The organism is Mycobacterium paragordonae, from assembly GCF_003614435.1.
GTDB lineage: Bacteria > Actinomycetota > Actinomycetes > Mycobacteriales > Mycobacteriaceae > Mycobacterium > Mycobacterium paragordonae.
The window spans coordinates 352,112-366,673 of record NZ_CP025546.1 but is presented as its reverse complement, the minus strand read 5'-3'; the positions used below and the strand labels follow the sequence as shown (position 1 = coordinate 366,673).

Annotated in this window: 10 protein-coding genes; 5 read left to right on the top strand and 5 right to left on the bottom strand. The window is 69.0% G+C overall.

What is annotated here, in order from left to right:
* Positions 1-735, bottom strand: a complete 735-nt coding sequence (locus C0J29_RS01700) for a DUF899 domain-containing protein (protein WP_120794488.1) — start codon at positions 733-735, stop codon at positions 1-3.
* Between the two features lie 26 nt (positions 736-761).
* A complete protein-coding gene (locus C0J29_RS01695) occupies positions 762-1,505 on the bottom strand; it encodes an SDR family oxidoreductase (protein WP_120791344.1) in 744 nt (247 codons plus the stop codon).
* Positions 1,506-1,630: 125 nt separating this feature from the next.
* On the opposite strand from C0J29_RS01695, the gene C0J29_RS01690 reads away from it, so the two are divergent.
* The 3 genes from C0J29_RS01690 (at position 1,631) to C0J29_RS01680 (ending at position 8,890) form a co-directional block, all read left to right on the top strand.
* On the top strand, positions 1,631-2,560 hold the full coding sequence (locus C0J29_RS01690) for a sigma-70 family RNA polymerase sigma factor (RefSeq protein WP_120794487.1): 930 nt from the start codon (positions 1,631-1,633) through the stop codon (positions 2,558-2,560).
* Between the two features lie 85 nt (positions 2,561-2,645).
* Complete coding sequence (locus tag C0J29_RS01685; RefSeq protein ID WP_120791343.1) at positions 2,646-7,472, top strand: cation-translocating P-type ATPase; 4,827 nt, start codon at positions 2,646-2,648, stop codon at positions 7,470-7,472.
* 41 nt (positions 7,473-7,513) lie between these two features.
* Positions 7,514-8,890 (top strand): HNH endonuclease signature motif containing protein, encoded by a 1,377-nt coding sequence (locus C0J29_RS01680; protein WP_120791342.1) that lies wholly within the window; start codon positions 7,514-7,516, stop codon positions 8,888-8,890.
* 14 nt (positions 8,891-8,904) lie between these two features.
* Here the strand turns inward: C0J29_RS01680 and C0J29_RS01675 are convergent, their stop codons facing one another.
* From C0J29_RS01675 to C0J29_RS01665, 3 genes are all read right to left on the bottom strand, one after another.
* Positions 8,905-10,467 (bottom strand): AMP-binding protein, encoded by a 1,563-nt coding sequence (locus C0J29_RS01675; RefSeq protein ID WP_242460602.1) that lies wholly within the window; start codon positions 10,465-10,467, stop codon positions 8,905-8,907.
* Positions 10,464-11,366: an SDR family NAD(P)-dependent oxidoreductase gene (locus C0J29_RS01670; protein ID WP_120791341.1), complete on the bottom strand. Its 903-nt coding sequence runs from the start codon at positions 11,364-11,366 to the stop codon at positions 10,464-10,466. The genes C0J29_RS01675 and C0J29_RS01670 overlap by 4 nt, the downstream gene beginning before the upstream one ends.
* Before the next feature lie 105 nt (positions 11,367-11,471).
* Entirely contained in the window at positions 11,472-12,380 is a 909-nt protein-coding gene (locus C0J29_RS01665) for an oxygenase MpaB family protein (protein WP_065048435.1), read from the bottom strand.
* Between the two features lie 126 nt (positions 12,381-12,506).
* On the opposite strand from C0J29_RS01665, the gene C0J29_RS01660 reads away from it, so the two are divergent.
* Positions 12,507-13,091, top strand: a complete 585-nt coding sequence (locus tag C0J29_RS01660) for a TetR/AcrR family transcriptional regulator (RefSeq protein ID WP_065048433.1) — start codon at positions 12,507-12,509, stop codon at positions 13,089-13,091.
* Between the two features lie 65 nt (positions 13,092-13,156).
* A complete protein-coding gene (locus C0J29_RS01655) occupies positions 13,157-14,533 on the top strand; it encodes an adenylate/guanylate cyclase domain-containing protein (protein WP_120791340.1) in 1,377 nt (458 codons plus the stop codon).
* Positions 14,534-14,562 lie beyond the last annotated feature (29 nt).

Sequence of the window (14,562 nt, the reverse complement as noted above, 5' to 3'; positions counted from 1 at the left end):
TCAACTGCGGGGCGGCCGTTGATCATTGGGGTCATCGGGATCGGGTTCCCCGAACCAGCGTGACGGGACGTGCTCGGTGTACGAGTCGTGCCAGGCCCACCACTCGTAAGGCTTGGTCTGCGGGTAGCCCTCCGGAGAGTCCTCCCAGTCCTCCTGGCGACCCAGCGCCGTCATGTCGAGGATGCTCCACGTGTTGCCCAGCACCTCGTCGCCGCGGTTGTTGACGAAGTAGGTGCGATACACGCGCGACCCGTCATGGATGAACGCGTTGGTGCCGTGCCATTCGTGCACGCCGAAGTCAGCATCGAAGCCGTCGGTCAGCGTGTACCAGGGCATCCGCCACCCCATCCGCTGCCGCAACCGCTGAATGTCGGCCTGCGGCGCCCGCGAGACGAACGCCAGGGTGGTGTCGCGGGCGTTCACGTGCGCCAGATGACCGATGTGGTCGGCGATCATCGAGCAGCCCGGGCAGCCGTGATCGGGCCAGCCGTGCACCCCGGGTTCGAAAAACGCGCGGTACAGAACCAGCTGGCGCCGTCCCTGGAAAAGCCCCAAGAGGTCGACGGATCCGTCCGGGCCGTCGAACACGTAGTCCTTGTCCACGGGCAGCCAGGGCATCCGGCGGCGCTCGGCGGCCAGCGCGTCGCGCGCCCGGGTCAGCTCTTTCTCCTTCGCCAACAGGCGCTGGTGCGCGTCGGCCCACTCCGCGGCGGAGACGATCGGCGGTGTCTTCATGGAGATCTCCCTTCTCGCTTGCATTTTCAAGCCGCCGGCGACAAACCGGCAGACGTCAGTAGATACGGGCCGGTGTCCCCGCGTTCGACGATGCCCCGCACCGCAAGCGCGACCTGCTCGGGGGTCAGCACGGGCCCCGCGGACTCGATGAACGCCTCGATATCGACTCCTTGCCGGGCGGCGTAGGCGGCGACGGCCTTGGCGCCGAGGTCGGTCGCTGGAGTCAGCCGCGGCAATACCGACGCGAAGCCGATGCCCAGCCCCGCCCGCCGTGACTCCTCGGCGGCGTAGCCGGTGATGAACCGGACGGCGGCTTTGGCGCCCGCGTAACCACCGCTGAGCGGAGACCCGTTGACCGCCGCGCCGCTCGAGAAAGCGACCACCGCGCTGCCCGGTGCCAGCGGCCGGCGCAACGCGTACCGGATCCAGTGAAACGTCTGCGCGACGTCGACGTTCCAGTTCTCGCTGAAGCTCGCCCACGTCTGGTCCATCAACGGCATCATCCGGGGTGCCAGTCCGGCGGCCAGCACGACCGTGTGCGGGCGGTATTCGTCGATCAGCCGGGCAGCCGTCTGCGGGTCGGCGGCGTCGGCCGCAACGGCGGTGAAGGTGTCACCCAGTTCGTCGCGCACCAACTGCTGATGGGCATCGGTTCGCGCGACACCGACCACATGCGCGCCCGCCTCGGTGAAAGCGGCCGCGATCGCGCGGCCGAATCCGCGGCTGGCCCCGGTGACGATTGCCGTCGTACCGGCGATTGATTGATTCACGGTGGTGGTCCCTTTCCTTTGACTCTTTCGACACAACGTCGCCAATGCAGATACGCGGCCGCCGCGGGATTCATCGCTGCCCAGGTCGGCGATGATTTTCCGGCGGCGGAGGTATCTATATGGACATGTCGGAGCAGTCGGAGTTCATCGAGCGTGCGGCCCCGTTCCGGGCCGAGTTGATCGCGCACTGCTACCGGATGCTCGGATCGGTGCACGATGCCGAGGATCTGGTCCAGGAGACCTACCTGCGCGGCTGGCGAGGATATCCGGCGTTCGAGGAACGCGCCGCGCTGCGCACCTGGCTGTACCGGATCGCGACGACGGCGTGCCTGCGGGCGCTGGAAAACCGCTCTCGCCGGGCGCTCCCGGGCGACAACCCGATAGGCGACAGCGAGTGGCTGGAACCCATCCCCGACGCGTATCTCTTCCAGACCCCGGAGGACGCCCTGGCCGTGCGACAGAGCGTCCGGCTGGCGGTGATGACGGCCCTGCAGGAGCTGCCGGCCCGCCAGCGGGCCGTGCTGATCCTGCGCGACGTCGTGCAGTTCAGCGCCGCCGAAGTCGCCGAGTTGCTGGAGACGACGCCGGCGGCCGTCAACAGTTCCCTGCAACGCGCCCGCGGCCGGCTCGCCGAGATCACACCGGATGAAGACGACGTCGCCGAGCCCGATGACAGCGCGCGCCGCGATCTCGTCGACCGCTACTGCGCCGCGTTCGAGAACGCCGACATGGCCGCACTCACCGAGTTGCTGCAGGACGACATCAAGCTCGAGATGCCGCCGATGCCGGAATGGTTCTTCGGCCGCGACGATGTGCTTCGTTTCCTGGCCGAGCGGGCCATGGCCGCCCCCGGCGACCTGCTGATGATCCCGACCTCAGCAAACGCACAGCCTGCGGTCGCAGAATATCGGCGCAACGCCGATAACATCATGGCAGCGCATTCCATCCAGGTGCTGACCTGCGTTTCCCGGGCTGGGACACCCGGGATCGCGGTCATGACCGTCTTCCTCGATCCGACGCTGTTCTCGGCCTTCGGGTTGCCGCTCACGCGGTGACCCGGCCGCGTTCGCGCGGGCCGTGTGGACAGGTCATCGAGGCGCCGGGAGGATTGGCGCGGTAGACGTAATCGAAGGGTGATGGATGAAGATCCCGGGTGTGGCCGACCTTGTCGGCACTCTCACCGGTGGTGCGGTTCAGGCGATACAGGCAGGGGTCAACGGAGCGGCGGGGGCTGTCGGGGCGGTACAGACACTGACCAGCCCGATGACGGAACTGGTCGGTCCCGTCGTGCAGAGCGTGGCGCACACCACCGGCCGGGCGATCGGCCTGGGCAGCTCGTTCGACGGAGCGCCGGAAACCGTCACACCTCCGGTGCGCTGGCACAGCGGCCGGCGGTTCCACCTGGACCTCGATCCGCTACTGCCGTTCCCCCGCTGGCACGAGTACGCCCCGGTGATCGAGGAACCGGTCCGCCGCATCGCCGGCGTGGACCAAGCCCACGTCGAGGGCGCGCTGGGCCGGTTGGTCATCGAGATCGCGGCGGACGCCGATGCCGACGACGTTCTGGACGAGGTGCGCGACACGGCAGCGGCGGTGGCCGCCGACCTGGTCGCCGCCGAATCAGGTCCCACACCCCACTCCGCGCCGTTCGCCGACCCCGGTAATCCGTTGGCGATTCTGGTGCCGCTGACCGCCGCGGCGATGGACGCCGTCGCGGTCGGTGCCGCCGTCACAGGCTGGTTCACCCGGCTGCCCATGGCGCCGCGCAGCGCGCGGGCCGCCGCGGCGCTGATGAACTACCAGCCCCGGGTGGTGGCGGTGCTGGAGTCGCGGCTCGGACGTGTCGGAACCGACATCGCGCTCAGTGGTTCGACGGCGCTGGCGTACGGGCTGAGCCAGTCGGTCGGCACGCCGCTGTTGAACCTCACGCAACGCGGGTTGCAGCTGTCCGAGGCCGCGGCGCACCGGCAGCGGTGGCGGGAACGGGAACCCGAACTCGCCTCCCCCACCCGGCCCCAGGCTCCGGTGGTCCCGATCCTCTCGTCCGCGGCGGACGAGCACACGCCGCGGCACAACTGGGCCGCGGCCGCCGCGGGCGAAGCCTCGCACGTCGTGGTGGACGGCGCCATCGACGCCGCGATCGACACCGGCAAGGGCTCCATGAAGGGCCCGATCGAGCACTATGTGGACCAGGCCGCGAGCGGCTCGGTTATTGCCGCGGCCGGCGCGTTGTTCGCCGGCGGTGGCGCCGCCGAGGCCGCCGAGGCGATCCTGGCCGGGGTGCCCAAAGCCGCGCACGTGGGCCGTGAGGCATTCGCGACGACACTCGGCCGCGGCCTGGCCAACGCCGGGCTGCTGCTGCTCGACCCGGGGGCGTTGCGCCGCCTGGACCGGGTGCAGGTGGTCGTCATCGACGGGGCCGCCCTGCGCGGTGACCACCGCGCGGTTTTGCGCGCACAAGGCGACGAACCCGGCTGGGACGACGACCGGGTCTACGAGGTTGCCGACGCGCTGTTGCACGGCGAAGAGGCACCCGAGCCCGACCCCGACGAACTGCCGGCCATCGGTGCGCGGCTCAAATGGATTCGCTCGCAAGGGTCCTCGGCGACACCGGCGCAAGGTCTCGAACGCGCCGAGTTGATCAACGACGGCGACCGGGTGGGCAGCGTGGACGTCGGCTGGGAAGTCGACCCGTTCGCGATCCCCCTGATGCAGACCGCGCACCGCACCGGCGCCCGGGTCGTGCTGCGTCACGTAGCGGGCACGGAGGACTTGTCCGCCAGTGTCGGTTCGACTCATCCCCCAGGTACGCCGCTGCTGAAGTTGGTCCGCGAACTGCGGGCCGACCGCGGGCCGGTGCTGCTGATCACCGCCCTGCACCGGGACTTCGCGTCGACCGACACGCTGGCCGCGCTGGCCATCGCGGACGTCGGCGTCGCCTTGGACGATCCGCGCGCGGCCACGCCGTGGACCGCCGACATCATCACCGGGACCGACCTGGCCGCCGCGGTCCGGATCCTGTCCGCGCTCCCGGTGGCGCGCGCCGCCAGCGAATCCGCCGTGCACCTGGCCCAGGGCGGCACCACGCTGGCCGGGCTGTTGCTCGTCACCGGCGAGGACGGCCGAACCAGCAATCCGGCTTCCTTCCGCCGCTGGCTCAACCCGGTCAACGCCGCCGCGGTGACCGCCCTGCTGGGTGGGTCGCTGTCGGCAGCGCGGGTGCTGCGGTTGCCCGACCCCACGCCGCAGCCGCTGACCGCCTGGCACGCGCTGGACCCCGAGATCGTCTACTCGCGCCTGGCCGGCGGGTCCCGACCGCTGGCGGTGGAATCGGACGCCCCGACCTGGCGGCGACGGCTCGACGACCTGTCCTACGAGCCGGTCGTCGCACCGCTGCGCGGTCCGGCCCAGACGCTGGGCCGGTTGGCGGCCGCCACCCGTGTCGAGTTGCGCGATCCGCTGACTCCGATCCTGGCGGTGGGTGCCGCGGCGTCGGCGATCGTGGGCAGCAATGTCGACGCGCTGCTGGTCGCGGGCGTCATGGCGGTCAACGCGGTGACCGGTGGGGTGCAGCGGCTGCGGGCCGAGGCGGCGGCCGCGGAACTGTTCGCCGAGCAGGATCAGCTGGTGCGCCGCGTGGTGGTGCCGGCCGTGGCGACGACGCGGCGCCGGCTGGAGGCCGCTCAGCACGCCACCCGTACCGCCACGGTGTCCGCCAAGAAGCTGCGGCCCGGCGACGTCATCGACCTCGCGGCCCCCGAAGTGGTGCCCGCGGACGCCCGGATCCTGGTCGCCGACGACCTCGAGGTCGACGAGTCCTTCCTCACCGGCGAGTCGCTGCCGGTGGACAAGCAGGTTGATCCCGTCGCGGTCAACGACCCGGAACGCGCCAGCATGCTGTTCGAGGGCAGCACGATCGTTGCGGGACGCGCGCGGGCGATCGTCGTCGCCACCGGGGTCGGCACCGCCGCGCAACGGGCGATCTCGGCCGTGGCCAACGTCGAGACCTCGGCCGGCGTGCAGGCGCGGCTGCGGGAGCTGACCAGTAAGGTGCTGCCGCTGACTCTGGCCGGCGGCGCCACGGTGACCGGCCTGTCGCTGCTGCGCCGCACGTCGCTGCGGCAGGCGGTGGCCGACGGCGTCGCCATCGCGGTCGCGGCGGTTCCAGAGGGGCTGCCGCTGGTCGCGACGCTGTCTCAGCTCGCTGCGGCGCAGCGCCTGACTACCCGCGGGGTCCTGGTCCGGTCACCGCGCGCCATCGAGGCACTCGGCCGGGTGGACACGGTCTGTTTCGACAAGACCGGCACGCTCACCGAGAACAAGCTGCGCGTGGTGCGCGCCGTGCCGAAGGGCATCGGCCCCGACGGGCCGTTCCCCGGGTCGGACGACCCGGCGGCCATCGCGGTGTTGCGGGCCGCCGCACGCGCCTCGACACAGCCGCACGACGGCGAGGGGCACGCGCACGCGACCGACGAGGCGATCATCACGGCCGCCAGTTCGCTTGACGGCGAAGGTGATTCGCCTTGGACCGTGCTCGCGGAGGTGCCGTTCGAATCCAGCCGCGGCTACGCCGCCTCCATCGGCGCGGAGCTCAACGATGCAACGCCGGTGCTCATGCTCAAGGGTGCGCCGGAGACGATCCTGCCGCGCTGCCGATCTGTCGACGCCGAGGCCGAGTCGCTGGTGGACAGCCTTGCCGCACAAGGGCTTCGGGTACTCGCCGTCGCGCAGCGACCCTGGGAACACGCCACCAACGACGGCGACACCGATTCCGATGCCGTCGAGGCCGCGGCGCACGACCTGGAGTTGATCGGCTATGTCGGATTGGCTGACACCGCCCGGGCGTCGGCGCGGCCGCTGATCGAGGCGTTGGTGGAAGCCGAGCGCAACGTGGTGCTGATCACCGGTGACCACCCCATCACCGCGCGGGCAATCGCCCGGCAGCTGGGCCTGCCCGACGATGTGCGGGTGGTGACCGGCGCCGAGTTCGCCAGCATCGACGCCGAAGGACACACCAAGCTGGCGGCCGACGTCCAGGTGTTCGCCCGGGTCAGCCCGGAGCAGAAGGTGCAGATCGTCGCGGCTCTGCAGCGCGCCGGTCGGGTGACCGCCATGGTCGGCGACGGCGCCAACGACGCTGCCGCTATCCGGATGGCCGACGTGGGAATCGGGGTCAGCGGCCGTGGTTCCTCGGCGGCCCGGGGCGCGGCCGACATCGTGTTGACCGACGACGATCTCGGCGTGCTGATCGACGCGCTGGTCGAAGGTCGCAACATGTGGGCCGGCGTGCGCGACGCGGTCACCATCCTGGTCGGCGGCAACGTCGGCGAGGTGCTGTTCACCATTCTGGGGACCGCGTTCGGCCAGGGGCGGGCACCGGTGGGAACCCGGCAGCTGTTGCTGGTGAACCTGCTCACCGACATGTTCCCCGCCCTGGCGGTCGCCGTCACCTCCCAGTACGACGACCCCGAAGACGACGAGGAACTGACCGCCGAGCAGATAGAGGAGGCCCGCCGTACCCTGCAGCGCGAACTGCTGATCCAGCCGGCCCCCTCCCTCGACGAGCCGCTGATGCGTCAGATCGTCAACCGCGGCGTCATCACCGCCGCCGGTGCAACGACCGCCTGGGCCATCGGGCGCTGGACGCCGGGCACCGAACGGCGCACGGCGACAATGGGTCTGACCGCGTTGGTGACGACGCAGCTGGCGCAGACGCTGCTCACCCGCAGCCACAGCCCGCTGGTGGTGGCAACAGCACTGGGCAGCGCGGGAGTACTGGTCGGGATCATCCAAACACCGGTATTGAGCCAGTTTTTCGGCTGCACACCGTTGGGACCGGTGGCCTGGTCGGGTGTCATCGGCGCCACGGCCGGAACGACCGCGATCTCGGCGCTGGCGCCGCACTGGTTGAACCGGGCGGTGGGTGCGGTGCAGCCGGCGCCGCAATCGGAGGAGTCCGAGTCGTAAGCGAAATCGGGCTTGTCGGTGCCCCCCAATAGAATTGGGGTGTGAGATGCAGCACGCGTGAGGACTGGGTGCAGGCGCTAGGCGCGCTTGGCGAGTCGGTGTCGCGGCTGCTGGAGCTCACCGCGGACACGTTGACCAGCCCGGAATTGCTGACGACGCTCGGTGAACTGGAAGTGCAGTGCCGGCGCCTGCCGGTGGCCGGGAACGTGTTGATCAATCAGCTTGCCAGCCAAGCGACTCCGGCAGATCTGGGCGGCACACTCGGCCAGGCGCTGGCCGATCGGCTGCGGGTGGTCAAGGACGAGGCCGACCGCCGCATCGCGGACGCCGCCGACCTCGGCCCGCGCCGCGCACTGACCGGCCAACCGCTGGCGCCGCTGCTGCCGGCCACCGCCGCCGCACAACGTGAAGGCCTGGCCGGGACCGGGCACATCAAGGTGATCCGCAAATTCTTCAAAAAACTGCCCAACACCATCGCCGCGGCCGACCGCGACTATGCCGAGGCTGACCTGGCCGGCAAGGTCGCCGCCGGATGTCGGCCCGATGAAGTGGCCGACTACGCCAAGCTGCTGCAGAACTACCTGATGCCCGATGGTGACGGCCCCGACCAACCCGAGCGGGCCCGCAGACGCGGCATCACCCTGGGCGAACAACAGGCCGACGGAATGTCGGAGATCCGTGGGCTGATTACCCCCGAATTCCGCGCCTCCCTGGAACCGGTGGTCGCCAAACTCGGCGCCCCGGGCATGTGCAACCCCGACGACGAACACCCCGTCACCGCGGGCAAGGCACCTGAGGACGCGGTCGACCGTGGCACCCGCAACCACGCCCAGCGCAGCCACGATGCCATCGCGGCCGGACTGCGGATGCTGCTGGGCTCCAAAGAGCTAGGCCGCCACCACGGACTGCCGACCACCATCGTGGTCACCACCACCCTGGCCGAACTCGAAGCCGGGGCCGGGCGAGCCCTGACCGCCGGGGGCACCCTGCTGCCCATGTCGGAGGTTATCCGACTGGCCTCGTCGGCTCATCATTATTTGGCGATCTTCGACGAGGACAAAACACTGGCGCTCTACCACGGCAAGCGCCTGGCCTCCCCCGAGCAACGCCTGGCCTTGCTGGCCCGAGACGGCGGCTGCACCCGCCCGGGGTGCAGGGTGCCGGGCTACTGGACGCAGGCTCACCACCTCGAAGGCTGGTTCAACACCCGCCGCACCCACATCGACGAACTCGCCCTAGCCTGCCCACCCGACAACAGACTCGTCGAACTCCACAAATACACCACCCGCCGCAACATCCACGGCGTCGCCGAATGGATACCACCAAAACATCTAGACTTCGGGCGACCGCGGACGAACTGCATGCACCATCCCGCACGGCCCCGAAAGCCCGATGATGGTGACGCCGAACCCGATTGACAGCAGCCGAGTAGCTAGCCGGACAGCTCCCGGCGCACCACCTTGCCCGCCGGATTGCGCGGGATGCTCTCGACGATGTTGATATCCCTGGGCTGCTCGAACCGGGAAACCTTGCCCCGCAGGTATTCTCGCAGCGCGAGTTCATCGGCGGCGCTGTCCTCTCGCAGCACGACGAACGCGGCCAAGCGCTTGCCGAACTGCTCGTCGGCCACACCGACGACCGCATTCTCGGCCACCTCCGGGTGCCCGGACAGCGCGTTCTCCAGAGCGCGCGGATAGACGTTCTCGCCGCCGGAAACGATCATGTCGTCTTCGCGGCCAACGATATACAGGCGACCCTCCTCGTCGAGGTAACCCATGTCGCCGGTGCTGCTCATCCCGTCGATGACCGCCTTCCCGCCGCCACCGGTGTAACCGTCGGAAGCCAGCCCGCCACCGACGAAGATGCGACCGGTGACCCGCGGCCCGACCGGACGGCCGTTGCGGTTATAGATCCGCACCGGGCAACCGGCGACGGGCCTGCCCACCGTCTCCGGAAAGCGGCGCAGCTCCTGCGGTGTCGCCAGGGATCCGATACCGACCTCGGTGGAGCCGTACAGGTTGTAGAGGACCTCGCCGTAGGTGTCCATGAACCGGCGGGCCAGGCCCGGATCTAGCCGGTCTCCGCTGGATATGACAACCCGCAAGCAGGACAACGGGTTTCGTGCCCGTACCCGCTGCGGCAGATCCAGCATGCGGGCCAGCATGATCGGCACCGCGCTCATCGCCTCGGCGCGATGTAACGATGCCTGCGCCAATGCAGCCTCGGCGTCGAAGCGCCGGCGGGTCAGCACGGTACCCCCCAGAGCGATCGCCATCATCAGGATGCCGAATCCCAGGCCGTGAAACATGGGCGCCGCCAGCGAGATTCGCGAGCCCACCCGCAGCCGCGTGCGCGCCAGAATGGTCATGCTGACGCCCACCCCCGAACTCAGATGGGGCCGGCGCGGCACCCCCTTGGGGATCCCGGTGGTACCCGAGGTCAGCAACACCATCCGGCCGGACGGGGCGACCTTTGGCCGCGGCACATCCAGGCGCGGTTCGACAGTGGCCGGATCGATGATCCGGATGGGCTCGTTGGTCGCCCCGATCTGCTCGGTGAACTCGCTATCGCAGAACATCGTCCGGATCTGATGTGCCGCAAGGGCACCCGCGAGCGCGTCGGAGCGGAACTCGGTGTTCACCAACACCACATCGGCACCGATCAGCGCCGTCGCGAAAACCGCTGTCACGAAGTTGCGCCCGTTGCGGCACATCACGCCGACGGGCTGCCCGGCCCGCACACCGGCGTCGAGCAGTTCTACAGCCAGCGATTCCGTCATCGCCAGCAATTCGTGGTAGCTGAGTGCGCCGTCCTCGTCGATGATCGCGGTGCGTTGCGGCCAGCGCGCCGCCGATACCGCCAGGAGCGTGAAGAGATTCGTCCCACCCCGGCAGACTTCGCGGGCCAGCCGCAACGCCGCAGCCGGATCGGGTGGCCCCAGCAGACGCGACGACAGCACCGCCCGCGCCGTCGTCCCGACCACGCTGTCGGTCACGACCGGGCTTCCTTTGTGACCGGCGGCAAGCCGGATTCGGCGAAGAACCGGCTGTACCACAGCCGTGCGGCCCGTTCGGCGGGCCCGGCCAGCAGCACCGAGGCGATCTCGGCCGGCCACACCCAGGGCGGCTCGTTGGTGCGGGGCCGCTCGATGATGACCTTTGCGACCGCTTCGGCGGCCTCGTCGGGGGTCAGGCCCGGCAGCCGGCCGAGCACCGGCGTCGGTTCGATCATCCGGGTGCGGACCAGCGCGAAGTAGATCGTCGAGACGTCGATGCCGTCCACGTGCAGTTCCGGCGCGACGCTGCGCAACCAGCGGTCGAAAGCGCCTTTGGATGCCTGGTAGGCGCCCCATTGCGGCCCAGGTACCACCCTTACGCCGACGCTCGAGACGTTCACCAGGTGCCCGCGGCCGTTCTCCCGCATCGCCGGGAGCAACCCGAGCAGTAGCCAGATCGGTCCCAGGTAGTTGATGTCGATGGTGCGCTGGAAGTCGTGCGGGCGGTCGTACTGCTCGTGCAACGACCGGCGCAACGACTTGCCGGCGTTGCTCACGATGATGTCGAGCGGCCCGTGATGCTCGGTGATCTGCTTGGTCAGCTCGCTGACTGCGGCCTCATCGCTGAGGTCGGTCGGATAGACGACGGCCTGTCCTCCGCCGGTATTGATCGAGGCCGCGACGTCTTCCAGGCGATCGGCCGACCGGGCGACGATCAGCACCTTCGCTCCGGCCGCCGCCAGCTTGCGTGCCGTCGCCTCCCCGATCCCGTAGGACGCGCCGGTGACCAGCACCGTCTTGCCCGAGACCGCGTCGCGCAGCTTGTCGGGATCGGACTCGCGCGCCGGGTTCGCCAACCTGCTGGCAGCCGAATCAATCGCCTGCAAGACAAGATTCATCGGCTGTATCCCTCGATCGCTATCGACCCGTCTTCACCCATCGAAACATAGCCATGACCCATGGTCACAATGGCATTCGAAGACCCGGCCTGTCACGGGTTTGCGCTAATTGTGCAGCCGGCGCGGATCGACACCCGCACGCTTCCAGGCGTCGGCAGCCCAGGAGGCGTAGACCAGCCGTACGGGCAGCCGGTTGATCAGCGGATTCAGCGCCCGCATCGCGGCGGCGAACCGCTGAAAACGCTTTTCCTTCTTGTCATCCCAGGCCAGGTTGCACACCTCGCGCATCTGCGGAGGGCAGGTCCCGGCGATCACCAGCCGGGCGTAGGCGTTCACCGGCGCCGACAGGATCCGCCAGATCGGGCGGGGAATCCGGCGCGGACCCGGGAGTCCTTTGCGGATGTAGCCGGTGCCGTACAAAACGGTCTTGTGCGGCACGAACCGGTCAAGCATGCCGTCCCAGTATTCGACGAACTCGTCGTAGGTCTGCGGCTGGCCCCGGTCGCTGACGCCGTACAGGGAGTACCAGACCTTGCTCTCGGCGAAGATCTGCTCCTTCTCCGCGTGCGACAGGCGCCGAATGAACGTGTCGGCGTTGTAGAGAACCTGGTCGACGAAGGTGGCGTGCGCCCAGTAGAACAGCTCGGGATTTAAGGCGTGGTAGCGGGAACCGTCCGCGACGGTGCCTTTGATCGGCTTGTGGAAGTCCCGCACGGTCCGACCCCACTTGTGCGGGTCCTCGGAGTAGACCGTTTTCATCAGCGGCGGCGCCGTGCGCTTCGCCCTGCCCAACGTGTCGCTGAACACCACCGAATGGTCGAGCACACCCTGTGCGAGCTGCTCGATGCAGTTCTCCGTGCCGGCGACGCGCTGAAATCCGAACAGCTGCGTCCGGTAATCGCCGTAGAACTTCCAGATCAGCGAATCCGGGCCCAGGACGGGCGCCGCGTCGTCGATCTCGTCGACGACGACGGGCGCCGCCTCCCGAACACCGGTGTCAAAACCAGTCGTCATCACAACCCCCTCCGGCACCCCCCCGATGCCGTGAAGCAGAGACACAAAACCGTACTTTTGTTTCAACGATACCATTCGAATCGGTGAATGCCTCGGCATCACCACCGGGTGGGAAAGAAGTGGAGCATGGCGACGAGGGGTCCGGGCACCAGTACCGCGTCCGTCGAGGACACCATCCTGGACACCGCGCGCTCCGTCTTCGAGACCTACGGGGTGCGCCGCGCGAACATCGAAGACGTCGCCGCTCGGGCCGGGGTCAGCCGCAGCACCATCTACCGTCGGTTCCCGACCAAAGACGAGTTGTTCGAGGCCGTGGTGCGGCGCGAGGCGGCGCTGTTCTTCACCACACTCGACCAGGCCACTACCGGCTGCAGCCCACAAGAGGCCGTCGTCGAGGCGTTCACCCTCGGGGTGCGCCTGATCGGAGACTCGCCGCTGTATTCGCGCATCGCCGAGAGCGAGCCCGAACTGTTCGGGATGTTCTCGCGTTCGGACGTCTTTCCGATCGGTCAGTTCGCCGACGGCATCGCCCACACGCTTCGGCGCTGTGGTGTCGGCATCCCCGACGCCGACCTTGCCAACATCGCAGACATCCTGCTGCGGGTTGCCGTGGGCATCATCGTGTTTCCCACCGACCGCCTCGACACCTCGGACCAGGCTGCGGTCCGGGCGTACGCCGCGCGCTACCTGGTCCCGATCATCAGCGCGTAGATCCGCAGCAGGTGCCAGCCACTACCGCAAGTGAAACTGTCGGTCGGGATCACTAACCTGTATCTGTGGCGCAGGCTCCCCGGACTCGCTATGCCACCTGCGGCGAAGTGGACATCGCCTATCAGGTGTTCGGCGACGCCCCCCTGGACCTGCTGGTGCTTCCCGGTCCCTCCATCCCGATCGACACCGTCGACGCCGAGCCGTCGATGTACCGGTTCCATCGGCGGCTGGCGTCGTTCGCCCGGGTGATCCGCTACGACCAGCGTGGCATCGGGCTGTCGTCGCGGGTTTCGTCGCCGGACATGATCGGGCCGAAACACTGGGCCAAGGACGCGATCGCGGTGATGAACGCCGTCGGGTGCGAGCGGGCGACGATCCTGGCGCCGGGTTTCACCACCATGACCGGCCTGGTCCTGGCGGCCGACTATCCCGAGCGCGTCAGCAGCCTGGTCTGCATCAACGGCGCCGCCCGGACACTGCGCGCGGACGATTACCCGATCGGCCGCGAGCTCGTCGACTCGGACCCTTTCACCACCATCGCCATCGAGCCCGACGCCGTGGAGCAGGGCTTCGACATTCTGAGCATCATCGCGCCGTCGGTCGCCGACGACAACGCCTTCCGGGCGTGGTGGGACATGGCCGGCAATCGGGCCGCGTCACCCAGCATGGCCCGGGCGATCATCAACGCGGTCCGGCTCGCCGACGTGCGCGACACCCTGCCGCGCATCACGGCGCCGACTCTTGTCCTGCATCGGGACAACCGGGGCTTCAGCCCGATCGAACACGGCCGGTACCTCGCCGACCAGATCGCCGGAGCACGAATGATCGAGCTTCCCGGCGAGGACACCTTGTACTGGGTGGGCGATGCCGCCGGCATGCTCGATGAGATCGAGGAATTCGTCACCGGCGTGCGGGGCGGCGGCGATGCCGAACGCGTACTGACCACGATCGTGTTCACCGACATCGTGGGCTCGACGCAGCGGGCCGCCGCGCTGGGCGACTACCGGTGGCGCGACCTGCTCGACAACCACGACACCATCGTCCGCCACGAGATCCAGCGGTTCGGCGGGCGCGAGGTCAACACCGCCGGCGACGGTTTCGTTGCCACGTTCACCAGCCCCAGTGCCGCGCTGGCCTGCGGCGACGCCGTCATTGAGGCGGTGCGCGTGCTGGGTATCGAGATCCGGGTGGGCATCCACGCCGGCGAAGTCGAAGTGCGCGGCTCCGAGAAAACCGACGTGGCGGGGATGGCCGTTCACATCGCCGCACGCGTGGGCTCGCTGGCCGGGCCCAGCGAGGTGCTGGTCTCCTCGACAGTGCGCGACATCGTGACCGGGTCGCGGCACCGGTTCGTCGGCCGCGGCGAACGTGAGCTCAAAGGCGTGCCCGGGCAGTGGAGCGTGTGCGCGCTCGTCCGCGAACGCGCGACCGTCAGCTCCTGACACCCCTTGTACGCTGGGGTTATCTTTTG

Bases quoted from the DNA above. Each gene is read 5' to 3' on its own strand.
- C0J29_RS01700 (WP_120794488.1), bottom strand. From the start codon at position 735: ATGAAGACACCGCCGATCGTCTCCGCCGCGGAGTGGGCCGACGCGCAC.
- C0J29_RS01690 (WP_120794487.1), top strand. From the start codon at position 1,631: ATGTCGGAGCAGTCGGAGTTCATCGAGCGTGCGGCCCCGTTCCGGGCC.
- C0J29_RS01685 (WP_120791343.1), top strand. From the start codon at position 2,646: ATGAAGATCCCGGGTGTGGCCGACCTTGTCGGCACTCTCACCGGTGGT.
- C0J29_RS01670 (WP_120791341.1), bottom strand. From the start codon at position 11,366: ATGAATCTTGTCTTGCAGGCGATTGATTCGGCTGCCAGCAGGTTGGCG.
- C0J29_RS01665 (WP_065048435.1), bottom strand. From the start codon at position 12,380: ATGACGACTGGTTTTGACACCGGTGTTCGGGAGGCGGCGCCCGTCGTC.
- C0J29_RS01660 (WP_065048433.1), top strand. From the start codon at position 12,507: ATGGCGACGAGGGGTCCGGGCACCAGTACCGCGTCCGTCGAGGACACC.